The organism is Pseudomonas sp. BN102 (genome assembly GCF_029871245.1).
Taxonomy (GTDB): domain Bacteria; phylum Pseudomonadota; class Gammaproteobacteria; order Pseudomonadales; family Pseudomonadaceae; genus Metapseudomonas.
Genome location: NZ_SSON01000063.1, coordinates 17,373 through 38,188 on the forward strand (window position 1 = coordinate 17,373; position 20,816 = coordinate 38,188).

Genomic DNA, 20,816 nt, shown 5'->3' on the forward strand with positions numbered 1-20,816 from the left:
CAGGCATTCACTCTAACAACTGGAAGCCTGCCATGAGTCACAAGGCCGAGGCGGTATTCGTGCCGCTCAATATCGCCGTTCTTACCGTCAGTGATACCCGCAGCCTGGAGACCGACACCTCCGGCCAGCTCTTCGTCGACCGCCTCACCTTGGCGGGACACAACCTGGCCGCACGGGTGCTGTTGAAGGACGACCTGTACAAGATCCGCGCCCAGGTCGCTACCTGGATCGCCGACGACAGCGTGCAGGTGGTGCTGATTACCGGTGGCACCGGCTTCACCGGCCGCGACAGTACTCCCGAGGCGGTCGCCTGCTTGCTGGACAAGCAGGTGGAAGGCTTCGGCGAATACTTCCGGCAGATTTCCGTGGCCGATATCGGCACTTCCACCATGCAGTCCCGCGCCCTGGCCGGGCTGGCGAATGGCACCCTGGTGTGCTGCCTACCGGGCTCCACCAATGCCTGCCGCACCGCCTGGGACGGCATCTTCGCCGAGCAGTTGGACAACCGTCACCGTCCCTGCAACTTCGTCCCGCACCTGAAGCAGGCCGAGGCCTGCGAGAGCCGCGGATGAGTGGCTGCGACCATCCCGGCCTGATGCCGGTGGATGACGCCCTGGCGCGCCTGCTGGCGCTGGCCGAGGCGGCACCCATCGAGGCCATTGAACGCGTCGCCCTGGCCGAGGCCGATGGCCGCGTGCTGGCGGCGCCGCTGGTGGCCGGCCTGGACCTGCCGCCCTGGGACAACAGCGCCATGGACGGTTACGCCCTGCGCCTGGCCGACTGGCAGGGAGAGCCGCTATCGGTGAGCCAACGCATCCTCGCCGGCAGCGCGCCGCAGCCGCTGCAGCCGGGCACTTGCGCGCGCATCTTCACTGGAGCGCCGCTGCCCGAGGGCGCGGATGTGGTGGAGATGCAGGAAAACGTCGAGGTCCTGGCCGATGGCCGGGTGCGTTTGCAGGAGCCCCTCAAGGCCGGACAGAACGTGCGCCCGCGTGGCCAGGAAACCCGTACGGGTGAAACCGTGCTGCCCGCCGGCACCCGCCTGGGGCCCATTGAAATGGGCCTGTGCGCGTCCCTGGGGGCCGCCGAACTCAGCGTGCGCCGCCGGCCCGTAGTAGCGGTCATCTCCACCGGCGACGAGCTGGTGCCGCCCGGCCAGCCCCTGGGGCCGGGGCAGATCTACAACAGCAACCGCAGTCTGCTGATCGCCTGGCTCAAGCGCCTCGGCTGCGCGGTGGTGGATGCCGGCATCCTCGCCGACGATCTGGAGCTGACCCGCCAGGCCCTGGCCGGACTGGCGGAGGTGGACCTGATCCTCTCCACCGGCGGTGTTTCGGTAGGCGAGGCGGACTTCCTCGGTGCGGCCCTGCGCGAGGAAGGCGAACTGGCGCTGTGGAAGCTGGCGATCAAACCGGGCAAGCCGCTGACCTTCGGGCATTTCCGTGGGGTGCCGGTGATCGGCCTGCCGGGCAACCCGGCCTCCACCCTGGTGACCTTCGGCCTGCTGGCGCGGCCCTATCTGCTGCGCCGCCTCGGCGTGGTGGAGGTGGAGCCGCTGGGCTTCGCGGTGCCCGCCGGCTTCACCTGGAAGAAGCCGGGCAATCGCCGGGAGTACCTGCGCGCGCGGATGGAGAACGGCCGGGCGGTGATCTACCCGAACCAGAGCTCCGGCGTGCTGCGCAGCGCGGCCTGGGCCGAGGGGCTGGTGGAGGTGCTGGAAGGCACCACGCTGGCCGAGGGCGACAGCCTGCGCTTCATTCCCTTGAGTGAGTTGCAGGCCTAGCGCGTCCGGACGAGTGCATCACCTGTAGGGGCGAATGAATTCGCCCCTACAAGATTTTCCCGCCCCTGTCTTCAACCCTGCCGCTTCGCCTCCCGATACTCCCCCGGCGTCTGCCCGGTCCAGGCCTTGAAACTGCGGTGGAAGGAGCGGGACTCGGTGAAGCCCAGGTAACAGGCGATGTCCTGGATCGGCAGGTCGCTGCGCAGCAGGTAGTGCTCGGCCAGCTCGCGGCGCAATTCGTCGAGTATCTGCTGGTAGCTGGTGCCGGCCTGCTGCAGGTGGCGCTGGAGGGTGCGCACCGTCATGTGGAACTTCTCCGCCACCCGTTCCTTGCGTGGCAGGCCGTCCTTCATCAGCAGGCGCAGGGCATTCTTCACCCGCTGCGGCAGCGGCTCGTCGTTATCCAGCCCGGCCATCAGCGCCAGCGCGTGTTCTTCGAGGGTGCGCAGCAGGTTGGCGTCGGCCTGGCGCAAGGGCACGGCCAGGTAATCCAGGGGCACCAGCAGGGCGTTGCAGGGTTGTTCGAAACGCACCGGACAGCCGAACACCTCTTCGTATTCCTCGACTCGCGTCGCCTCGGGTTGGGCGTGCTCGAGCCAGACCTCCAGCGGCGAGCGCTGCATGTCGGCGATCCAGCGCGCATAGAGCAGCCAGGACGCCAGCACGTTTTCCACCATATGGCGGCGGATGGCCGGGTCCTGATGGCGGCAGCTCCAGATCATCCGCACCAGTTCGCCGTCGGCCTCCATGCGGCTCACGCCCATGTCTCCCACCAGCTTCTCGTAGGGCGCGATGCGGCTCATGGCTTCGCCCAGGGTGGCGCAGTTCATGGTGATGTAGCCCAGCACACTCCAGGAACCCGGCTGCACGTAGCGCGCCGAATGCAGACCGAACAGGGCATCGCCGGATTCGCGGATCAGGTGGCCGAGCAGGCGTTCATGGGCTTCGCTGGGCAAGCGCCGGCCGTTGTCCGCCAGGTCCTCGGCGCGGATGCCGGCGGCAGCGAGGGTGGTGGCCTGGTCGAGGCCCAACTGTTCGGCATGGCGCAGGTATTTCAGGAGGGCGGGAACCGAGGTATAGCCGAGCGAGTGCATGTGTTTTCTTGTTATGTCCTGATTGGCGATGGCTACTGTCCGGATCCGACAGTGACGCCCTTGGGCGGCTGGCTAGTATAGGCAATCATCGAAAGCCTTCGAAACAACCCGAACAAGGAGAACGGCATGCGACGCTGGAATGGCTGGGGCGATGAGGCAACGGTGGTGGAGTTGCCCGCCCATGGAGCGGCTTTCCTGGCCGAACGCATAGGCGCCGGACAGCCCCTGGTCGACGCCGTTCTGGCGCAGGTGCTGGCGCGAGTGCCGGCCTCGCGGCTGGATGCCCATCCGCTGATCAGCCTGGATGTCGAAACCCGTGTGCGCCACGCCCGTGGCCAGAGCCTGCCGGACTGGCTGGCGATGCGCGAGGGTGAGTTCGGCCAGTTCCCCGATGGCGTCGCCTTTCCGGAAACCCCGGAGCAGATCCGCCAGCTGCTGGCCCTGGCCGCCGAACGCGACCTGGTGCTGATTCCTTACGGCGGCGGCACGTCGGTGGCCGGGCATATCAATCCCCAGGCCGGCGAGCGGCCGGTGTTGACCCTCTCCCTGGAGCGCATGAACCGCCTCCTCGAACTGGATGAAGAAAGCCTGATCGCCACCTTCGGCCCAGGCGCCAGTGGCCCGCAGGTGGAAAGCCAGCTGCGGGCCAGGGGCTACACCCTTGGCCATTTTCCGCAGTCCTGGGAGCTGTCCACCTTGGGCGGATGGGTGGCCAGCCGTTCCAGCGGCCAGCAGTCGTTGCGCTATGGCCGCATCGAGCAGTTGTTCGCGGGTGGCACCCTGGAAACCTTCGCCGGGTCCATGGCACTGCCCACCTTCCCGGCTTCCGCGGCGGGCCCTGACCTGCGCGAGCTGGTGCTGGGCTCGGAAGGGCGCTTCGGGGTCATCTCCGAGGTGCGGGTGCGGGTCAGCCGACTGGCCGAGCAGGAGTCTTTCTACGCGGTCTTCATGCCCAATTGGGAGCGGGCGCTCAAGGGTATCCGCAGCCTGGCCCAGGCGCGGGTACCGCTGTCGATGTTGCGCCTATCCAACGCCATCGAAACCGAGACCCAACTGGCCCTGGCCGGCCACCCGGGACAGATCGCCCTGCTGGAAAAGTACCTGGCCCTGCGCGGTGCCGCGGCAGGCAAGTGCATGCTGACTTTCGGGGTCACCGGCAGTCGCACCCAGAACGCCGCCTCGCTGAAACAGGCAAAGCGCTTGCTGAAGGGCTTCGGCGGCGTCTTCACCGGCACGCTACTGGGCAGGAAGTGGGCGGAGAACCGCTTTCGCTTCCCCTACCTGCGTCACGGCCTGTGGAGTGCCGGCTACGTGGTGGACACTCTGGAAACCGCCACCGACTGGGTCAACGTCGACAACCTGCTCGGGCGGGTCGAGGAAAGCCTGCGCAACGGCCTGGCGGAGGAGGGCGAGCGGGTGCATGTATTCACTCACCTGTCCCACGTCTATGGCGAGGGTTCGAGTATCTACACCACCTACGTCTACCGGCCGGGCGGCAGTTACGCCGAGGCCTTGGCGCGCTGGCGCAAGCTGAAGTCGGCCGCCAGCGAGGTGATTGCGCGGAACCGCGGCACCATCAGCCACCAGCACGGCGTCGGCCGCGACCACGCGCCCTGGCTGCCGGCCGAGAAAGGCCCGCTGGGCATGGCCGCGCTGCGCACCATGGCGCGGCATTTCGACCCCGAGGGGCGCCTGGCCCCCGGCGTGCTGCTCGAGGACTGACGATGAGCACCTGGAATGCCGACTGGCGCGCCGCGGCGTTGCCCGAGCTGGCCAGCCGCGACTGGGACCTGATAGTGGTCGGCGGCGGTATCTGCGGCGCTGGCATCCTCCGCGAAGCGGCGCGCCGGGGCTGGAAATGCCTGCTGCTGGAGCAGCGGGATTTCGCCTGGGGCACTTCCAGCCGCTCCTCGAAGATGGTTCACGGCGGCCTGCGCTATATCGCCAAGGGCCAGTTCGCGCTCACCCGCGCCTCGGTGCGCGAGCGCCAGCGCCTGCTGGCCGAGGCGCCGGGACTGGTGGAGCCCTTGAGCTTCGTCATGCCCCATCGCGGCGGCTTCCCGGGGCCCAAGGTGTTCGGCGGCCTGCTGGCGCTCTACGACGCCCTGGCCGGGCGACGCAATCATCTCTATTACCCGCTGCAGCAACTGCGCTATCTGGTGCCCGGTCTGACCGAGGGTGGCTTGCTGGGCGGTACGCGGTTCTTCGACGCGGTCACCGACGATGCCCGGCTGGTGCTGCGGGTGCTGGGCGAAGCCCGGGCGGAAGGCGGCGAGGCCCTGAACGGCATGCGTGCGCTGGCGCTGCGGCGGGAGCAGGGCAGGGTGAACGGCCTGGAGGCCGAGGACGTGGAAAGCGGCCAGCGTTTCAGCTTCCGTACCCGCGCCGTGGCCCTGGCGACCGGCGCCTGGGCCGACCGCCTGCGCGATGTCCAGGGCACGGAACAAATCCGCCCGCTGCGCGGGAGTCATCTGCTGCTGCCCGGCTGGCGTCTGCCGCTGGCCCACGCCATCAGCTTCATGCACCCGGCCGACGGGCGTCCGGTCTTCGTTTTCCCCTGGGAAGGCGCGACGGTGATCGGGACCACCGACCTCGACCACGAGGATGGGCTGGACCAGGATGCGCGCATTAGCGAAGCGGAAGTGGACTATCTGCTGGCGGCCTGCGCCCTGCAGTTCCCGTCGGCGCGGATCGGCCGCGACGATGTGCTGTCCACCTGGGCAGGCGTGCGTCCGGTAGTGGGCAACGGAGAGACGCGGCTCAAGCCATCGGATGAGAAGCGTGAGCATATCCTCTGGGTGGAGCCGGGCTGCGTGACCCTGGCCGGTGGCAAGCTGACCACCTTCCGCTTGCTGGCCCTGGAAGTGCTGCAAGCCTGCGCCAACTTCGTCGGCCGCAGCCTGGAGGATCACGGCAGCGCGGTCTTCGCGCCCTGCGAGGCGCCCGCTACGCCCGGGCTTTCACCCAGTCAGCGCCTGCGCCTGGCGGGCCGCCATGGGCGCGCCCAGGCCGAACTGGCGCGCTGGGTAGGATTGCTGGGCAACGAGCGGGTCGGACCCACCGAAACCCTCTGGGCCGAACTGGCCTGGGCTGCTGAGGGCGAGCTGGTACTGCACCTGGACGACCTGTTGCTGCGCCGTACCCGGCTCGGCCTCCTGTTGCCCCGGGGCGCCCACGCCGAGCTGCCGCGCATCCGCGCCCTGTGCCAGCCACTGCTGGGCTGGGACGATGCCCGTTGGGCCCGGGAAGAGGCCTGCTACCTGGCGCTCTGGCAGCGCTGCTACAGCCTGCCGACCTGACAAGAAAAAGAACAAGGACGCAATGTGAGCGAAAAGAGCTATCTGCTGGCCATCGACAACGGAACCCAGAGCGTGCGGGCCCTGTTGTTCGACCTGGAGGGCAACCTGGTCGGCAAGGGCAAAGTGCCGCTCGAGGCCTACTATTCCAGGCAGCCCGGCTGGGCGGAGCAGGACCCCGAGTACTACTGGGAATGCCTGGGCGAGGCCTGCCGCCTGCTCTGGGCGTCGGTGGACATCGACCGCCGGCTGATTCGCGGCGTGTCCCTTACCACCCAGCGCGGCACGGTGATCAATGTAGATGAACAGGGCAAGGCTCTGCGCCCGGCCATTCTCTGGCTGGACCAGCGCCAGGCCGAGGTGCGCGGGCGCATCGAGGGACCCTGGGGCTGGCTGTTCAAGGCCATCGGACTCACGGCCACCGTGGACTACTTCCGCGCCCAGGCCGAGGCCAACTGGGTATCGCAGAATCAGCCCGAAATCTGGGCGCGGACCCACAAGGTGCTGTTGCTCTCCGGCTTCATCAGCCATCGTCTGTGCGGCCGCTTCGTCGATTCGGTGGCCTGCCAGGTCGCTTACCTGCCTTTCGACTACAAGCGCCTGCAATGGGCTGCGCCGCGGGACTGGAAATGGCAGTCCATGCCGGTCCGCCGCGAGCAGTTGCCGGAGCTGTTCAAGCCCGGTGAGCGCCTGGGCAGCATTACCGCCGAGGCCAGTCGCCATACCGGGATTCCGGAAGGTCTGCCGCTGATCGCCGCCGGCGCCGACAAGGCCTGCGAGGTGCTCGGCGCCGGTGGGGTGGAGCCCAGTGTCGCCTGCCTGTCCTACGGCACCACGGCGACCATCAACACCACCCGGCGCAAGTATCTGGAAACCATTCCGCTGATCCCGCCCTATCCGGCGGCCATTCCCGACCATTTCAATACTGAGGTGATGATCTACCGGGGCTTCTGGATGGTCAGCTGGTTCAAGCAGGAGTTCGGCCTGCGCGAGATGCAGCGGGCGCAGGAGTTGGGCGTGGAGCCCGAGGCCCTGTTCGACGAACTGGTGAACAGCGTGCCGCCCGGCTCCATGGGGCTGATGCTGCAACCCTACTGGTCACCGGGCATCCGCGAGCCGGGGCTGGAGGCCAAGGGCTCGATCATCGGTTTCGGCGACGTGCATACCCGGGCTCACCTCTACCGCGCCATCCTCGAAGGCCTGGCCTACGCCTTGCGCCAGGGCAAGGAGCAGATCGAGAAACGTTCCGGCACGCCGGTGACCCGGCTGCGGGTGTCGGGCGGCGGTTCGCAGAGTGATGCCGCCATGCAACTGACCGCGGATATCTTCGGCCTGCCGGCGGAGCGGCCCCATGTCTACGAAACCTCGGGCCTGGGCGCGGCCATCGATTGCGCGGTAGGCCTGGGTTTGCACCCGGATTTCCCCACCGCGATCCGCGCCATGACGCGAGTGGGGCAGGTGTTCCAGCCCGATCCGCAGGCCCAGCGGACCTACGAGCAGTTGTATCGGGAGGTCTACCAGGGGATGTACAAGCAGCTGCGGCCGCTGTACCGGAAGATTCGCGATATCACGGGCTATCCGGCGTAAGAGCGAGCTTGCTCGCGAAAGGTACGGCTCAAAGCTCCTTCGCGAGCACGCTCGCTCCTGCAAGAACTCGCCTCAGGCCACATCCACCAGGACGATTTCGCTGTCCTCGCTGGCGGTGAAACTGAGCACCTCCACATCGCGGACCGCCACGCCGTCGCGGGCCTCGGCGGCGACACCGTTGACTTCGTAACGCCCGGTGGCGGCCACCAGGTAGGCCTTGCGACCCTTCTCCAGGCGATACTCGGCGCTCTGGCCGGCCTTGAGCGTGGCGGCTGCCAGCCGTGCATTGGCGCGGATATGCAGGGCGTCGGTGCCCTCATCTATGCCGCTGGCCAGGGTCACGAAGCTGCCGGCGCGCTCGCCCTTGGGGAACGGCCGCGCACCCCAGGAGGGCGCGGCGCCATACTCGGTGGGCATGATCCAGATCTGGAAGATCCTGGTGGTCGTGTCCTCCAGGTTGTACTCGCTGTGGGCGATGCCGGTGCCCGCGCTCATCACCTGCACGTCGCCGGCCTCGGTGCGGCCCTTGTTGCCCAGGTTGTCCTGGTGGGTGATGGCACCTTCGCGGACGTAGGTGATGATCTCCATGTCCTGGTGCGGGTGCGGCGGGAAGCCGGATTGAGGAGCGATCTCGTCGTCGTTCCAGACGCGCAGCTGGCCCCAGTTCATCCGCTGGTTGTCGTAGTAGCCGGCGAAGGAGAAATGGTGGCGGGCATTGAGCCAGCCGTGGTGAGCACCACCCAGTTCGGCGAAGGGGCGTACTTCGATCATGTTCGGGTCTCCTGTCTGCTCGCGGAGGGGCTTCTCCGAGAGGAATGGCGTGCATGATCAATCATCATATAGCCCTGTAAAAGCGCAATATGTGCAGCTTTCCTATCTCTTATTTCGATAGATTAATGGGCCGATGGCCGTGTGATGACGCCATTCCGGCAAGGGCGCGGTCCTATACTCGGGCGAATCCGGATCGATGGAGGTGAGCATGGGGGAGCGCAAGGCTTTGCTGATCCTGCATGGCAAGCAGGCCACCAATGACGAGGTGCGTGCGGCAGTGCAGGCGCGCCGTGACGCGGGCTGGGACCTGGCGGTACGGGTTACCTGGGAGAGCGGCGACGCCCGTCGCCTGGTGGACGAAGCCCTGGCCGCGGGCTACCGGACCCTGATCGCCGGGGGCGGTGACGGTACTCTGCGCGAGGTGGCCGAGGCCATGGCCCTGGCCAGGAGCGACGCCAGCCTGGTGTTGCTGCCGCTGGGCACCGCCAACGATTTCGCCCGCGCCGCGGGCATTCCCCAGGCGCCGGATGGGGCGCTGGCGCTGCTGGATGCGGAACCCCGGGCCATCGACCTGGGCGACGCCAATGGTCATCTGTTCCTCAACATGGCCACCGGTGGCTTCGGTTCGAAGATCACCGCCAACACTTCCGAGGACCTGAAGAAGGTACTCGGCGGGGCCGCCTACTTCCTCACCGGCCTGACCCATTTCGCCGAAGTGCATTCGGCCTTCGGCCGCTTCCACGGCCCGGGTTTCAGTTGGGAAGGCGAATTCCTCGCTCTTGGAATCGGCAACGGGCGCCAGGCGGGCGGAGGCCATCCCCTGTGCCCGCAGGCCGCGGTGGATGACGGGCTGCTGGACCTCTGCATTGTCCCTGCGGCGCAGGACGTGGTAGGCACCCTGACTACGCTGCTGTCGGGGGGCATCCTCGGCCTGGAAGCAGTGTCCATCTGCGCACGGCTGCCTTGGATAGAAGTGGAAGCACCGGAGGGACTGGACCTCAACCTCGACGGTGAACCCATGGAAAGCGCCAGTTTGCGCATTGCTGCACGGGAGCGGGCGCTGCGGGTGCACTTGCCGGCGGACTCGCCGCTGTTGTCGCCGGCCTGAAAGCCAGGCGACTGGCACCATGGGATTGACTGCGGCATGATGGCTCAATGCCATATCTTCAGTTTGTCCGGTTCCTGCCGACACGCTGCCATGGCAGTCCTGCCCCCATCGCAACCGCAGCAGAGGAATTCCCATGGCCGGTATTCTCGACACAGTCGACCAACGCACCCAGCTGGTGGGTGAGAACCGGCTGGAAATCCTCATGTTCCGCCTGAGCGGCCGCCAGCTCTTCGCCATCAACGTGTTCAAGGTGCAGGAAGTGCTGCAACTGCCGAAGCTGACCTTGATGCCCCATCGCCACCCGGTGGTTTGCGGCGTGGTCAACCTGCGCGGCCAGACCCTGCCGGTGATCGACCTGTCCCAGGCCGTTGGCATGCGCCCGCTGGTGCCGGATGAGCGCAGCACCATCATCGTCACCGAATACAACCGCTCGGTGCAGGCCTTCCTGGTGGGCGGCGTGGACCGCATCCTCAACCTCAACTGGGAGTCCATCATGCCGCCGCCCGGTGATGCGGGCCGCCAGCATTACCTGACCGCCATCACCAAGGTGGACGAGCAGATCGTGGAAATCATCGACGTCGAGAAGGTGCTGGCCGATATCGTGCCCATGAGCACCCGCGTATCCGCCGACCGCCTGGACAACCCGCTGCTGCAGATGGCGGTGGGCCGCGAGGTGCTGCTGGTGGACGACTCCACGGTTGCCCTGACCCAGCTGCGGGAAACCCTCGCTCAACTGGGCATGCGCATGCGTGTGGCCAGCGACGGCCTTAAGGCGCTGAAGATGCTCAAAGCCTGGGCGGACAGCGGCATGGACATGACCGAGAAGCTGCTGATGATCTTCACCGATGCGGAAATGCCCGAGATGGACGGCTACCGCCTGACCACCGAGATCCGCAACGACCCGCGCCTGCGCAATCTCTACGTGGTGTTGCACACCTCGCTTTCCGGCAGCTTCAACGACGCCATGGTGAAGAAGGTCGGCTGCGACAACTTCCTCTCCAAGTTCCAGCCGGACAAGCTGGTGGACGTGGTGCTGGACCGCTTGCAACGGGACCGCTGAACTTGAGCTGAAGGCCTGCGGCTGCGTATAAGGGGGCTTCGCTCGAACGCCGATCAGGAAGCTGGCCATGTTGCGTCTCTCGTCCCTCTACCGTTTCCCCATGAAGTCCGCCACTGGCGAAAGCCTGCGGCGGGCCAAGCTCGATGCCCTGGGTCTCGAGGGTGATCGCCGCTGGATGCTGGTGGACGCCGAGAACGGCCGTTTCCTGACCCAGCGAGCGTTTTCCCGGATGTCCCAGCTATCGGCACGCTGGAACGAATCCGGTGGGTTGACCCTGAGCACCGAGGGCATGCCGACGTTGCAGGTGCCGCTGCCGGAGCCCGATGCCAACCTGCGCGGTGCCTTTGTCTGGGGCGCCTCCATGTTCGTGCCGGATGCCGGCGACGAAGCGGCGGACTGGCTCAGCAGCTTCATCGGCAAGGCGTGCCGCCTGGTCCACGTGCCCGAGCACCGTGCGCGGGACATTCCCGGCAGCCTGCTGCCCGAGGAGAAGGTGGGCTTCGCCGATGGCTTCCCGCTGTTGCTGATCGGTCAGGCCTCCCTTGAAGACCTCGGCCAGAGGGTAGGGCGACCGCTGGAGATGCTGCGCTTTCGCCCGAACCTGGTAGTGGAAGGCAGCGAGGCCTATGCCGAGGACGGCTGGAAGCGCATCCGCATCGGCGGCATCGAGTTCAGCGTGGCCAAGGGCTGCAGCCGCTGCATCCTCACCACCATCGACCCGGCCACCGGCGAGCGCAGCGCCGACCGCGAGCCGCTCACCACCCTCAAGACCTACCGCGAGCGCGAGGGCGAGGTGTATTTCGGCCAGAACCTGATCAACAGGGGCACCGGGGTGCTGGAAGTGGGGATGGAGGTCGAGGTGCTGGAATAGGTTCCGGTCCCAATGAAAAAGGGCGCCACCAGGCGCCCTTTTTCATGTCACTGATCGTCGAAATACCGCTCGTGCCAGTCCACCAGCGGTTGCGGGGCGTTGAGCTTGTGCCCGTAGATCACCGAGTAGGACAGCACGTTCTGCACGTACTGGCGGGTCTCGTCGAAGGGGATGGTTTCCACCCAGACATCGAACGACAGGTGGTTGGCGCCACGCAGCCACTGGCGCACACGGCCGGGGCCGGCGTTGTAGGCGGCCGAGGCCAACACGCGGTTGCCGTTGAACTGGCCGTGCACCTGGCTCAGGTAGGCGGCGCCGAGCTGGATGTTGACGTTGGGGTTGAGCACCTGCTGCGGCGAAGACAGCGGAATGCCGAACTTGCGCGAGGTTTCCTTGGCGGTGGCCGGCATCAGCTGCATCAGACCCATGGCGCCGGCACCGGAACGGGCGTCGGCCATGAAGGCGCTTTCCTGTCGGGTGATGGCGAACACCCAACTCGAATGCAGCCCGCGTGCCTTGGCTTGCTGGGTCAGAGCGGAGCGGTGGGCCATGGGGAAACGGATGTCCAGGTCGTCCCAGTACTGGGCCTGGCTGATGGTGCGGATGGCCGGGAAATACCATTGCATGTCGTAGGCCAGCTTGGCCTGCGCCACCATCTCGTCGCGGTTGAACAGACGGCTGACGTGATACCACTCACGGCGGCCGTTGACGATCTCGCCGCGGTCATGGAATTCCAGGGCGCGGCGGATGCCGGCCGTGTTGCGCACCTTCTGCATCACCTTGGGGTCCAGCGCCAGCGGCTTGTTGTTCAGCTGATAGGGCGCCTGGATGCGATCGGCGGCGAGGAAGCCGTAGAAATCGCGTTCGCGGGCCACCGGTTGGTACAGCGGGATCGGTTGCTGGCTCTGCGGCTCGGCCAGTTGCAGGCTGCGGGCCTGCCAGTAGCGCCAGCGGTTGGTCTTCGCCAGCTCCTCGGGCATGCGCTGGGTAAGCTGGTAGGCGTCCTGCCACTGACCGAGGCGCAGCAGCAGTCGCGCGCGCCACTCGCTGACGGTGTTGTCGCGCAGTTCGGGGTCGTACTGGGTCATCACCTTGAGGGCGCGGGAATCGAAGCGCTTGGCCAGGGTCAGGCCGATCTCGCGGGCAATGGCCACCTTCTCGCTCTTGGAGAAGGGCAGGCGGGTGGCATAGACGTCCAGCAGGCTCAGGGCCTTCTCCGGCTCCTGGCGCGCCAGGCGGCGCAGGCCCAGACCGACGGCATCGGCCATGTGCCGGTCGGCGGGGGCGAAGCGGCCGGTCTGGCTGAGCAGCTGGGGCTTCTGCGCCACCTCCACCATGAGTTGTCCCTGGGCGCCCAGGCGCGGCATGGTCTTCACCAGGTGCTTGGCCAGGCCATAGTTGCGTGCCTCGGCCGCCAGCTTGGCGCGCTTCCAGCGGAGCTCCTCGGTCAACTGGCCCTGCGCACTCCACATGCCGAAGAGCACGTCGCAGGCTTCAGGCTGCGACTTGCCCACCAGCCAGAGCTTCTTCGCCGTGGCGTAGCCCTCGGTCTTCATACCGTGCTTGAGCTGGTACTGGCCGAAGAGGCAGTCCAGTTCGGTGAAGTTGAGCTTGGGGTCGTAGTAGTTGGCGAAGGTCTTCCAGTCACCGCGCTCGGCGAGCCAGCGCAACCAGCGCAGCTTCATCCAGCCCGCCTGAGGCAGGTCGCCGTGTTCGGCGAGGAATTTCTCGATCTCTTCGTTGCTCGCCCATTTCAGACGGGCGGTCAGCTCGTCGTAGGCGAGATAGGGTTCCAGCGGATAGTCGCGCAGGGCATTGGCATAGCGGCGGTAGGGACCGGAATCGCCCTTGGCCAGGGCGCGCTTGGCCTCGTCGTACATCGATCGTTGCTGGGCGAGTGGCACCGAGGAGGCCTGGGCGGCTTCCAGGCCGACCGTGGAAAGGAGCAAGCAGGAAAACAGGCTGAGCAGACGACCGCGCATGACACTTCCGAGGGCAGATAAATCGTTGTGGATGCTCCATTGCGGGCATCGAATAGCGCCTAGCTTAGCCGTTAGCCAGGAGCGGTGAAAGCATTGCGCCAGCCGGCGAAATCGGCGGTAAAAAATGCCCGAGAGGCGGCCCGGCAAACCGGGTAGAATGCGCGCCCTGATCCCGGAGGCCCCCCATGACACTGCTCAAGTTCACCGACGTATCCCTCGCCTACGGCGCCATGCCGCTGCTGGATAAGGTGTCCTGGCAGATCGCCCGCGGCGAGCGGGTGTGCATCATCGGCCGAAACGGCACTGGCAAGTCCAGCCTGCTGCGCCTGGTCAAGGGCGACCAGTTCGCCGACGACGGCGAGATCTGGCGTGCACCGGCGTTGAAGATTGGCGAATTGCCGCAGGAGCTGCCGCCCGCTGACGATCGCACTGTGTTCGACGTGGTGGCCGAGGGGCTGGCGGGGGTCGGAGCGCTGCTCGCCGAGTTCCACCACCTCAGCCAGCACATCCAGTCCGATTCTGACCTGACCAAGCTGACCCGCGTCCAGCAGGAGCTCGAGGCCCGCGACGGCTGGCGCTTGCAGCAACTGGTGGACAGCACCCTGAGCCGCTTGCAGCTGCCGGCGGACAAGACCCTCGCCGAGCTGTCCGGCGGTTGGCGCCGCCGCGTGTTGCTGGCCCAGGCCCTGGTGGCCGAGCCCGACCTGCTGCTGCTCGACGAGCCGACCAACCATCTGGACATCGGCGCCATCGCCTGGCTGGAAGAGGCACTGCTGGGATTCAACGGCGCCGTGCTGTTCATCACCCACGACCGTTCCTTCCTGCAGAACCTGGCTACGCGCATCCTCGAACTGGACCGCGGCAACCTGATCGACTGGAACGGCGACTACGCCAGCTTCCTGGTGCACAAGGAGCAGCAGCTGGCGGCGGAAGAGACAGCCAACGCGCTGTTCGACAAGCGCCTGGCCCAGGAAGAAGTGTGGATCCGCCAGGGCATCAAGGCCCGCCGCACCCGCAACGAAGGCCGGGTGCGCGCGCTGAAGGAAATGCGCCGCGAGCGTTCCGAGCGTCGCGAGCGCCAGGGCAAAGCCAGCTTCCAGCTGGAGACGGCGGAGAAGTCCGGCAAGCAGGTGATGGTGGCGGAGAACGTCAGTTTCGCCCATCCGGGCGGCGAGCCGCTGATTCGCGATTTCAATCTGGTGCTGCAGCGCTCCGACCGCATCGGCCTGCTCGGCGCCAACGGCACCGGCAAGACCACCCTGCTCAAGCTGCTGCTCGGCGACCTCCAGCCCACCGGCGGCACCATCGAGATAGGCACTCGCCTCGAAGTGGCGTATTTCGACCAGCTGCGTCACCAGCTCGATCTGGAAAAGACCGTGATCGACAACCTCGCCGAAGGCCGCGAGTTCATCACCATCGATGGCCAGAACCGCCATGTACTGAGCTACCTCGGCGACTTCCTGTTCAGCCCGCAGCGTGCCCGCACGCCGGTCAAGGCGCTGTCCGGCGGCGAACGGGCACGCCTGTTGCTGGCCAAGCTGTTCAGCAAACCGGCGAACCTGCTGGTGCTGGACGAGCCGACCAACGACCTGGACGTGGAAACCCTGGAGCTACTCGAAGAAGTGCTGCTCAGCTTCCCCGGCACCGTGCTGATGGTCAGCCACGACCGGGCCTTCCTCGACAATGTGGTCACCAGCACTCTGGTTTTCGAAGGTCAGGGCCGGGTACGCGAGTACGTCGGCGGCTATCAGGACTGGTTGCGCCAGGGCGGCTCGCCGCGCCTGCTGGGTGTGGGCGACAGCCGCGAGAGCAAGGCTGAGGCGCCGAAAGCCGCCGAACCGGCACCCTTGGTCCAGGCGGCCCCGGCAGAGACGCAAAAGAAGAAACTGAGCTACAAGCTGCAACGTGAGCTCGAGGCGATTCCCGGGCAGATCGAAGCCCTGGAGGCGGAGCAGGCCAAGGTGCAGGAAGAGATCTCCGCGCCAACCTTCTACCAGCGTCCGGCAGAGGAAACCCGTGCGGTACTGGAGCGACTGGATGGTGTGCAGAAGGAACTGGACCGCTTGATCGAGCGCTGGGCGGAGCTGGAAGACAGTTGAGGAAGTGAGCCGGAGAGCCCATGGCCATCGAATACCGCATCACCCTGGATGACCTGCACGAGTTCAGCTATCGCATCGAGCTGGATCGTGACTACGACCCGGCGCGAGCCGTGGCCGCGCCGAAATGGACGCGCCTCGAACACCAGCAGTGCAGCAACTGCCCATTCAGCCGGGAGGCCTACAGCCACTGTCCGGCCGCGGTGGACCTGCACCGGGTGATCGAGGATTTCCAGGGTTTGCCAGCCTTCAAGAAAGTGCAGGTGTGGGTGCGGACCCCGGAGCGCGAGTACGCCAAGTCGGTGGGGCTGGAAGAGGGCTTGCGGGCCCTGCTGGGCGTGATCATGGCCACCAGCGCCTGCCCGGTACTGGGCAAGCTCAAGCCGATGGCCCAGCAGCACCTGCCGTTCGCCAGCAACCAGGAGTTCATCCTGCGGGCGGTGTCGCTCTACCTGGCGCGGCAGTACTTCAACTTCCGTGAAGGGCGTCATGCGGACTGGGAGCTGAAAGGGCTGGTGCGGTTGTTCCAGCAGTTGCAGCTGGTGAACCAGGCTTTCTGGCAGCGCATCCACGATACCTGCGAAGGGGATTCGAACCTCAAGGCCTTCCTGACCTTCTTCTCCATGGCCTCCAGCATGACCTACTCGCTGGAAACCCAGTTGCAGAAGATCCGTCCCCTGGTGATGAGCGCCGGCGAAGGCTTCGACTGAAGCCTGCGCCGGCGCGTTTCACTTGTGCTATTCGGGTTTCTTCAGGCGTACCGCCAGCACGTCGCAGGGCGCGCCATGCAGTACATCGTTGGCGGTCGATCCGAGTAGCAGGGCGAGGCCGTGGCGGCCATGGCTGCCGACCACGATCAGGTCGCAGCCCTGTTCCTCGGCCAGGCGGTGGATTTCCTGGCGCGGCTGGCCGTAGGCCAGGTGGCGCTGATCGGCATGCAATTCGGAGTAGATACCGGCGAAGGCCTGCAGCCGTTCGCGGGCCTGTTCGAACTGCTGTTGCTGCAGCATCGAGAGGTCCATGGGTACGTCACCCCCGAAGGCCATGGCCATGGGTTCGACAATGTGCACCAGCGACAGCTTGGCATTGCTGCCTTGGGCCAGCGCCTGGGCACGACGCACCACCGGGTGGCATTCATCGGTCAGGTCGACTGCGACCAGAATGTGCTGGTAGGACATGGGTGACTCCTCCTTAAGGTTACGCATGATCACAAGTATGGCTGTCCGCAACGTTTAACACAGGCTTTTGCGCAGGGATTACTTATATGACCCTCTGGATCGTCCTCTTGCTCCTCCTGGCGGCGCTCAGCCCGCTGGTCTGGCTGGTTCCGTCGAAGGGACAGCGTGGCCGCATGGAGCTGCGCCTGCAGGCGCGGCGAATGGGGCTGGCCATGCAGTTGTCGCGCCAGGACTGGCCCCACTGGCTGGCCCAGGAGCCGCCGCATTCCTGCGCCCAGTACCACCGGCCACGGCTGCGCGGGCACGAAGCCTGGTGCTACTGGCAGAGCGAGCCGGGACACTGGGTGAACCAGTGGCGCGAGCCTTGCGAGGATGCGTTCGTGTTGGCTCACCTGGCTGGGTTGCCGAAGGATGTCTACAAAATCGAGGCAAGTTCGCAGATGATCGCCCTTTACTGGGGGGAGCGCGGCACGCCGGAAGACCTCCAGCGCATCGCCGACACGCTCAAGGCGCTGGCCTGAGTGGCAGCGCGACGAGCCCGCTGTCGCGCTGCTCGCCGCGGGCTCAGCTCTGGGCTGCCGAGTAGCGGGCGGAGACGTCCTCGAGACCGTCGATGATGCGATCGGAGTACTTGTTGATGAGGAAAGGCACGCTTTTTTCGTTGTAGTTCTTCAGCGATTTCTCGATGTAGCGCCATTTGGTGCTGATGCCATCCAGCGCCTGGCGGATTTCCGGGGTGTTCTGCGGCGCCTGCTCCATGCTCGCCAGCTGGGTGGCGAAGTCGCTGGCCAGCTCGTCGATGGCCTTGCCGCCGCTGCCGCCCATGAAACTGCCACCTACCGAGGCGCTGCGCGACGCGTAGTCGACCGCTATGGTCTGCATCAGCAGGCTCTGTTCCCGGCTGCGCTGGGTCAGCGGCGGCACCTGGGCCGCGCCTTCCTGCTGGATCTTGGCGTAAAGCTCGTTGCAGAGCTCCATCAGGCGTTTGTTGCGGTCGGTCAGGTCCGCCACCGGTTGCAGGTCGGTGAAGCCCGCCTGCTTGAGCGCGGTGACCAGTCCGGACAGCTCGCCATGGTAGTTCTGCCATTCCCGGGTCAACTGCGCGCTCAGGGCCTTGGACGCTTCGCCGGGCATCTCGCCCAGTTCCTTGAGGCGCGCGTCGGCCTGTTGCACCGACTCGTCGATCATGCGCGCGTAGCGCTGGTCGCCTTCCATGCCGTTGTACATATAGAAGTCGCCGAGGCTACGCTGGGCGGCCAGGCGCATCTGGTGCAGCTTGAGGAGGCTGTCCGCCGAGGTGGACTGGGTGGCGAAGGCGGGAAGGGTAAGCAGTGTGCTCAGCAGAATGGCAAGCAGGCGGCTCGTCATTGGTGCTACTCCGTGGGCCATTGGCCTCGATTGTTGTTGTTCTGTGACTCGGCGCCGGGTACGGGTCGAATCGGCACGAATGTACCTGTGGCAAAGGCAATTTGCCAGCGCCTCTCCAGAGGCGCTTTCGGGCATCCATGGCGTCGGTGATGGGTAGTCATCGCCGTGGCGAATGAGTCTTCGCCTTTATCCGCGGCCCGCCGCAGGCCAAGCAGCAGAGCCTTTCAATCGTGGCCGGCCGGTCACGCTGCGTCATTGACAAGCGAGGACTTTTCCCTGAATCTCCGCTCACCCAAATCAAACGGGCGTATGAATTGAGCGTTTGTCTTGTCGGACGCTCCTGACCCAGCCCGAATATCGCGTCGGTGGGTGTGCCGGACCGATTGGGACTATGCTCCGGCAGCGCCGGGGGGTGAGTCCGCCGGTCGGCTCCGATGCGTACAGTCCAGTTTCCCAAACCGTGGAGATCAGTTGATGATTTACGAAGGTAAAGCCATCACGGTTAAGGCTCTTGAGGGCGGTATCGTCGAACTGAAATTCGACCTCAAGGGTGAGTCCGTCAATAAATTCAACCGTCTCACCCTCAACGAACTGCGCGATGCAGTCGTAGCCATCAAGGACGATGCTTCGGTCAAGGGCGTGATCGTCAGCAGCGGCAAGGACGTGTTCATCGTCGGCGCCGATATCACCGAATTCGTCGACAACTTCCAGTTGCCCGACGAAGAGCTGATGGCCGGCAACCTCGAAGCCAACAAGATCTTCAGTGCCTTCGAAGACCTGGAAGTCCCCACCGTCGCCGCGATCAATGGCATCGCCCTGGGTGGCGGCCTGGAAATGTGCCTGGCAGCCGACTATCGCGTCATGAGCACCGAGGCCAAGATCGGCCTGCCGGAAGTCAAGCTGGGTATCTACCCGGGCTTCGGCGGCACCGTGCGCCTGCCGCGCATCATCGGTACCGATAACGCCATCGAGTGGATCGCCTCCGGCAAGGAGAACAAGGCCGAGGACGCGCTGAAAGTCGGCGCCGTCGACGCCGTGATCGCTCCCGAGCTGCTGCAGGCCGGTGCCCTGGACCTGGTCAAGCGCGCCATCGCCGGCGAGCTGGATTTCAAGGCCAAGCGCCAGCCCAAGCTGGAAAAGCTCAAGCTCAACGCCATCGAGCAGATGATGGCCTTCGAGACCGCCAAGGGCTTCGTCGCTGGCCAGGCCGGCCCGAACTACCCGGCTCCGGTCGAAGCCATCAAGACCATCCAGAAGGCCGCCAACTTCGGTCGTGACAAGGCGCTGGAAGTGGAAGCCGCAGGCTTCGTCAAACTGGCCAAGACCCCAGTCGCTGCCAGCCTGATCGGCCTGTTCCTGAATGACCAGGAGCTGAAGAAGAAGGGCAAGCTGTACGACGAGGCCGCCAAGGACGTGAAACTGGCCGCCGTACTGGGCGCCGGCATCATGGGTGGCGGCATCGCCTACCAGTCCGCGGTCAAGGGCACCCCGATCCTGATGAAGGACATTCGCGAGGAAGCCATCCAGCTCGGCCTGAACGAGGCCAGCAAGCTGCTGGATAAGCGCGTTTCCCGCGGCAAGCTGCCGGCCGCCAAGATGGCCCAGGCCCTCAACGCCATCCGTCCGACCCTGTCCTACGGCGATTTCGCCAATGTCGACATCGTGGTTGAGGCCGTGGTCGAGAACCCGAAGGTCAAGCAGGCCGTGCTGGCCGAAGTGGAAGGCGTGGTGAAGGAGGATGCGATCCTCACTTCCAACACCTCCACCATCTCCATCAGTCTGCTGGCCAAGGCGCTCAAGCGTCCGGAAAACTTCTGCGGCATGCACTTCTTCAATCCGGTGCACATGATGCCGCTGGTGGAAGTGATCCGTGGCGAGAAGTCCGGTGAAACCGCCATCGCCACCACCGTCGCCTACGCCAAGAAGATGGGCAAGACCCCGATCGTGGTCAACGACTGCCCCGGCTTCCTGGTCAACCGCGTGCTCTTCCCGTACTTCGGCGGCTTCTCCAAGCTGCTGGGCTTCGGCGTCGACTTCGTGCGCATCGACAAGGTGATGGAGAAGTTCGGCTGGCCCATGGGCCCGGCCTACCTGTCCGACGTGGTTGGCATCGACACCGGGCACCACGGCCGCGACGTGATGGCCGAAGGCTTCCCGGACCGCATGGCCGTTGAAGGCAAGACCGCCGTCGACGCCATGTACGAGGCCAACCGCCTGGGCCAGAAGAACGGCAAGGGCTTCTACGCCTACGAGATGGACAAGCGCGGCAAGCCGAAGAAGGTCACTGACCCGGTCGCCTACGAAGTGCTCAAGCCGATCGTCACCGAGCAGCGTGAAGTCACCGATGAGGACATCATCAACTTCATGATGATCCCGCTGTGCCTGGAAACCGTGCGCTGCCTGGAAGACGGCATCGTATCGACCGCTGCCGAGGCCGACATGGGCCTGATCTACGGCATCGGCTTCCCGCCCTTCCGTGGTGGTGCGCTGCGTTACATCGACAGCATCGGCGTGGCCGAATTCGTGGCCCTGGCCGACAAGTACGCCGACCTGGGCGCGCTGTATCACCCGACCGCCAAGCTTCGCGAAATGGCCAAGAGCGGCCAGAAGTTTTTTGGCTAA

The 20,816-nt window shown here is 65.8% G+C and carries 17 protein-coding genes; 12 read left to right on the plus strand and 5 right to left on the minus strand.

The window, feature by feature from the left end:
* The first annotated feature begins 32 nt into the window (after positions 1–32).
* Together moaB and glp are read left to right on the plus strand one after the other, a co-directional pair.
* A complete protein-coding gene (gene moaB, locus E8F12_RS12530; RefSeq protein ID WP_280325568.1) occupies positions 33–572 on the plus strand; it encodes a molybdenum cofactor biosynthesis protein B in 540 nt (179 codons plus the stop codon).
* Entirely contained in the window at positions 569–1,783 is a 1,215-nt protein-coding gene (gene glp / locus E8F12_RS12535) for a gephyrin-like molybdotransferase Glp (protein ID WP_280325570.1), read from the plus strand. Before moaB ends, glp begins: the two co-directional genes overlap by 4 nt.
* A gap of 71 nt (positions 1,784–1,854) precedes the next feature.
* Here the strand turns inward: glp and E8F12_RS12540 are convergent, their stop codons facing one another.
* Positions 1,855–2,877 (minus strand): AraC family transcriptional regulator, encoded by a 1,023-nt coding sequence (locus E8F12_RS12540; RefSeq protein ID WP_280325571.1) that lies wholly within the window; start codon positions 2,875–2,877, stop codon positions 1,855–1,857.
* Between the two features lie 126 nt (positions 2,878–3,003).
* Here E8F12_RS12540 and E8F12_RS12545 point away from each other — a divergent pair, with 126 nt between their 5' ends.
* Genes E8F12_RS12545 through E8F12_RS12555 form a run of 3 tightly spaced genes read left to right on the plus strand, consistent with a single transcriptional unit; the run spans position 3,004 to position 7,760 of the window.
* Positions 3,004–4,599: an FAD-binding oxidoreductase gene (locus E8F12_RS12545; protein ID WP_280325573.1), complete on the plus strand. Its 1,596-nt coding sequence runs from the start codon at positions 3,004–3,006 to the stop codon at positions 4,597–4,599.
* A 2-nt stretch (positions 4,600–4,601) separates the two neighbouring features.
* On the plus strand, positions 4,602–6,176 hold the full coding sequence (locus E8F12_RS12550) for a glycerol-3-phosphate dehydrogenase/oxidase (RefSeq protein WP_280325574.1): 1,575 nt from the start codon (positions 4,602–4,604) through the stop codon (positions 6,174–6,176).
* Between the two features lie 24 nt (positions 6,177–6,200).
* Positions 6,201–7,760, plus strand: a complete 1,560-nt coding sequence (locus tag E8F12_RS12555; RefSeq protein WP_280325575.1) for an FGGY-family carbohydrate kinase — start codon at positions 6,201–6,203, stop codon at positions 7,758–7,760.
* Between the two features lie 72 nt (positions 7,761–7,832).
* Here E8F12_RS12555 and E8F12_RS12560 read toward each other — a convergent pair whose 3' ends face one another.
* Positions 7,833–8,531, minus strand: coding sequence for a pirin family protein (locus E8F12_RS12560; RefSeq protein ID WP_280325576.1), 699 nt, complete (start codon positions 8,529–8,531; stop codon positions 7,833–7,835).
* 208 nt (positions 8,532–8,739) lie between these two features.
* On the opposite strand from E8F12_RS12560, the gene yegS reads away from it, so the two are divergent.
* From yegS to E8F12_RS12575, 3 genes are all read left to right on the plus strand, one after another.
* Positions 8,740–9,639 carry a lipid kinase YegS gene (yegS, locus tag E8F12_RS12565; RefSeq protein WP_280325577.1) on the plus strand — a complete coding sequence of 300 codons (900 nt, stop codon included), beginning with the start codon at positions 8,740–8,742 and terminating at the stop codon, positions 9,637–9,639.
* A 133-nt stretch (positions 9,640–9,772) separates the two neighbouring features.
* Entirely contained in the window at positions 9,773–10,699 is a 927-nt protein-coding gene (locus E8F12_RS12570) for a chemotaxis protein CheV (RefSeq protein ID WP_280325578.1), read from the plus strand.
* 67 nt (positions 10,700–10,766) lie between these two features.
* On the plus strand, positions 10,767–11,570 hold the full coding sequence (locus E8F12_RS12575; RefSeq protein WP_280325579.1) for an MOSC domain-containing protein: 804 nt from the start codon (positions 10,767–10,769) through the stop codon (positions 11,568–11,570).
* A 47-nt stretch (positions 11,571–11,617) separates the two neighbouring features.
* On the opposite strand, the gene E8F12_RS12580 is transcribed toward E8F12_RS12575, so the two are convergent.
* Positions 11,618–13,552, minus strand: a complete 1,935-nt coding sequence (locus E8F12_RS12580) for a transglycosylase SLT domain-containing protein (protein ID WP_280325580.1) — start codon at positions 13,550–13,552, stop codon at positions 11,618–11,620.
* A gap of 185 nt (positions 13,553–13,737) precedes the next feature.
* On the opposite strand from E8F12_RS12580, the gene E8F12_RS12585 reads away from it, so the two are divergent.
* Complete coding sequence (locus tag E8F12_RS12585) at positions 13,738–15,651, plus strand: ATP-binding cassette domain-containing protein (protein WP_280325582.1); 1,914 nt, start codon at positions 13,738–13,740, stop codon at positions 15,649–15,651.
* 20 nt (positions 15,652–15,671) lie between these two features.
* Positions 15,672–16,358: a hypothetical protein gene (locus tag E8F12_RS12590; RefSeq protein ID WP_280325583.1), complete on the plus strand. Its 687-nt coding sequence runs from the start codon at positions 15,672–15,674 to the stop codon at positions 16,356–16,358.
* A gap of 27 nt (positions 16,359–16,385) precedes the next feature.
* On the opposite strand, the gene E8F12_RS12595 is transcribed toward E8F12_RS12590, so the two are convergent.
* Positions 16,386–16,826, minus strand: coding sequence for a universal stress protein (locus E8F12_RS12595; RefSeq protein WP_280325584.1), 441 nt, complete (start codon positions 16,824–16,826; stop codon positions 16,386–16,388).
* Positions 16,827–16,912: 86 nt separating this feature from the next.
* Here E8F12_RS12595 and E8F12_RS12600 point away from each other — a divergent pair, with 86 nt between their 5' ends.
* Complete coding sequence (locus tag E8F12_RS12600) at positions 16,913–17,347, plus strand: hypothetical protein (RefSeq protein WP_280325585.1); 435 nt, start codon at positions 16,913–16,915, stop codon at positions 17,345–17,347.
* A gap of 43 nt (positions 17,348–17,390) precedes the next feature.
* Here the strand turns inward: E8F12_RS12600 and E8F12_RS12605 are convergent, their stop codons facing one another.
* Positions 17,391–18,194: a hypothetical protein gene (locus tag E8F12_RS12605; protein WP_280325586.1), complete on the minus strand. Its 804-nt coding sequence runs from the start codon at positions 18,192–18,194 to the stop codon at positions 17,391–17,393.
* Between the two features lie 474 nt (positions 18,195–18,668).
* Between E8F12_RS12605 and fadB the strand changes: the two genes are divergently transcribed.
* Positions 18,669–20,816 carry a fatty acid oxidation complex subunit alpha FadB gene (gene fadB, locus E8F12_RS12610; RefSeq protein ID WP_280325587.1) on the plus strand — a complete coding sequence of 716 codons (2,148 nt, stop codon included), beginning with the start codon at positions 18,669–18,671 and terminating at the stop codon, positions 20,814–20,816.

Coding starts and splice junctions, on each gene's coding strand:
- yegS (WP_280325577.1), top strand. CDS start 8,740: ATGGGGGAGCGCAAGGCTTTGCTGATCCTGCATGGCAAGCAGGCCACC.
- E8F12_RS12575 (WP_280325579.1), top strand. CDS start 10,767: ATGTTGCGTCTCTCGTCCCTCTACCGTTTCCCCATGAAGTCCGCCACT.
- E8F12_RS12540 (WP_280325571.1), bottom strand. CDS start 2,877: ATGCACTCGCTCGGCTATACCTCGGTTCCCGCCCTCCTGAAATACCTG.
- E8F12_RS12600 (WP_280325585.1), top strand. CDS start 16,913: ATGACCCTCTGGATCGTCCTCTTGCTCCTCCTGGCGGCGCTCAGCCCG.
- E8F12_RS12590 (WP_280325583.1), top strand. CDS start 15,672: ATGGCCATCGAATACCGCATCACCCTGGATGACCTGCACGAGTTCAGC.
- E8F12_RS12585 (WP_280325582.1), top strand. CDS start 13,738: ATGACACTGCTCAAGTTCACCGACGTATCCCTCGCCTACGGCGCCATG.
- E8F12_RS12560 (WP_280325576.1), bottom strand. CDS start 8,531: ATGATCGAAGTACGCCCCTTCGCCGAACTGGGTGGTGCTCACCACGGC.
- E8F12_RS12545 (WP_280325573.1), top strand. CDS start 3,004: ATGCGACGCTGGAATGGCTGGGGCGATGAGGCAACGGTGGTGGAGTTG.
- E8F12_RS12605 (WP_280325586.1), bottom strand. CDS start 18,194: ATGACGAGCCGCCTGCTTGCCATTCTGCTGAGCACACTGCTTACCCTT.
- E8F12_RS12580 (WP_280325580.1), bottom strand. CDS start 13,552: ATGCGCGGTCGTCTGCTCAGCCTGTTTTCCTGCTTGCTCCTTTCCACG.
- glp (WP_280325570.1), top strand. CDS start 569: ATGAGTGGCTGCGACCATCCCGGCCTGATGCCGGTGGATGACGCCCTG.
- E8F12_RS12570 (WP_280325578.1), top strand. CDS start 9,773: ATGGCCGGTATTCTCGACACAGTCGACCAACGCACCCAGCTGGTGGGT.
- fadB (WP_280325587.1), top strand. CDS start 18,669: ATGATTTACGAAGGTAAAGCCATCACGGTTAAGGCTCTTGAGGGCGGT.
- E8F12_RS12550 (WP_280325574.1), top strand. CDS start 4,602: ATGAGCACCTGGAATGCCGACTGGCGCGCCGCGGCGTTGCCCGAGCTG.
- E8F12_RS12595 (WP_280325584.1), bottom strand. CDS start 16,826: ATGTCCTACCAGCACATTCTGGTCGCAGTCGACCTGACCGATGAATGC.
- moaB (WP_280325568.1), top strand. CDS start 33: ATGAGTCACAAGGCCGAGGCGGTATTCGTGCCGCTCAATATCGCCGTT.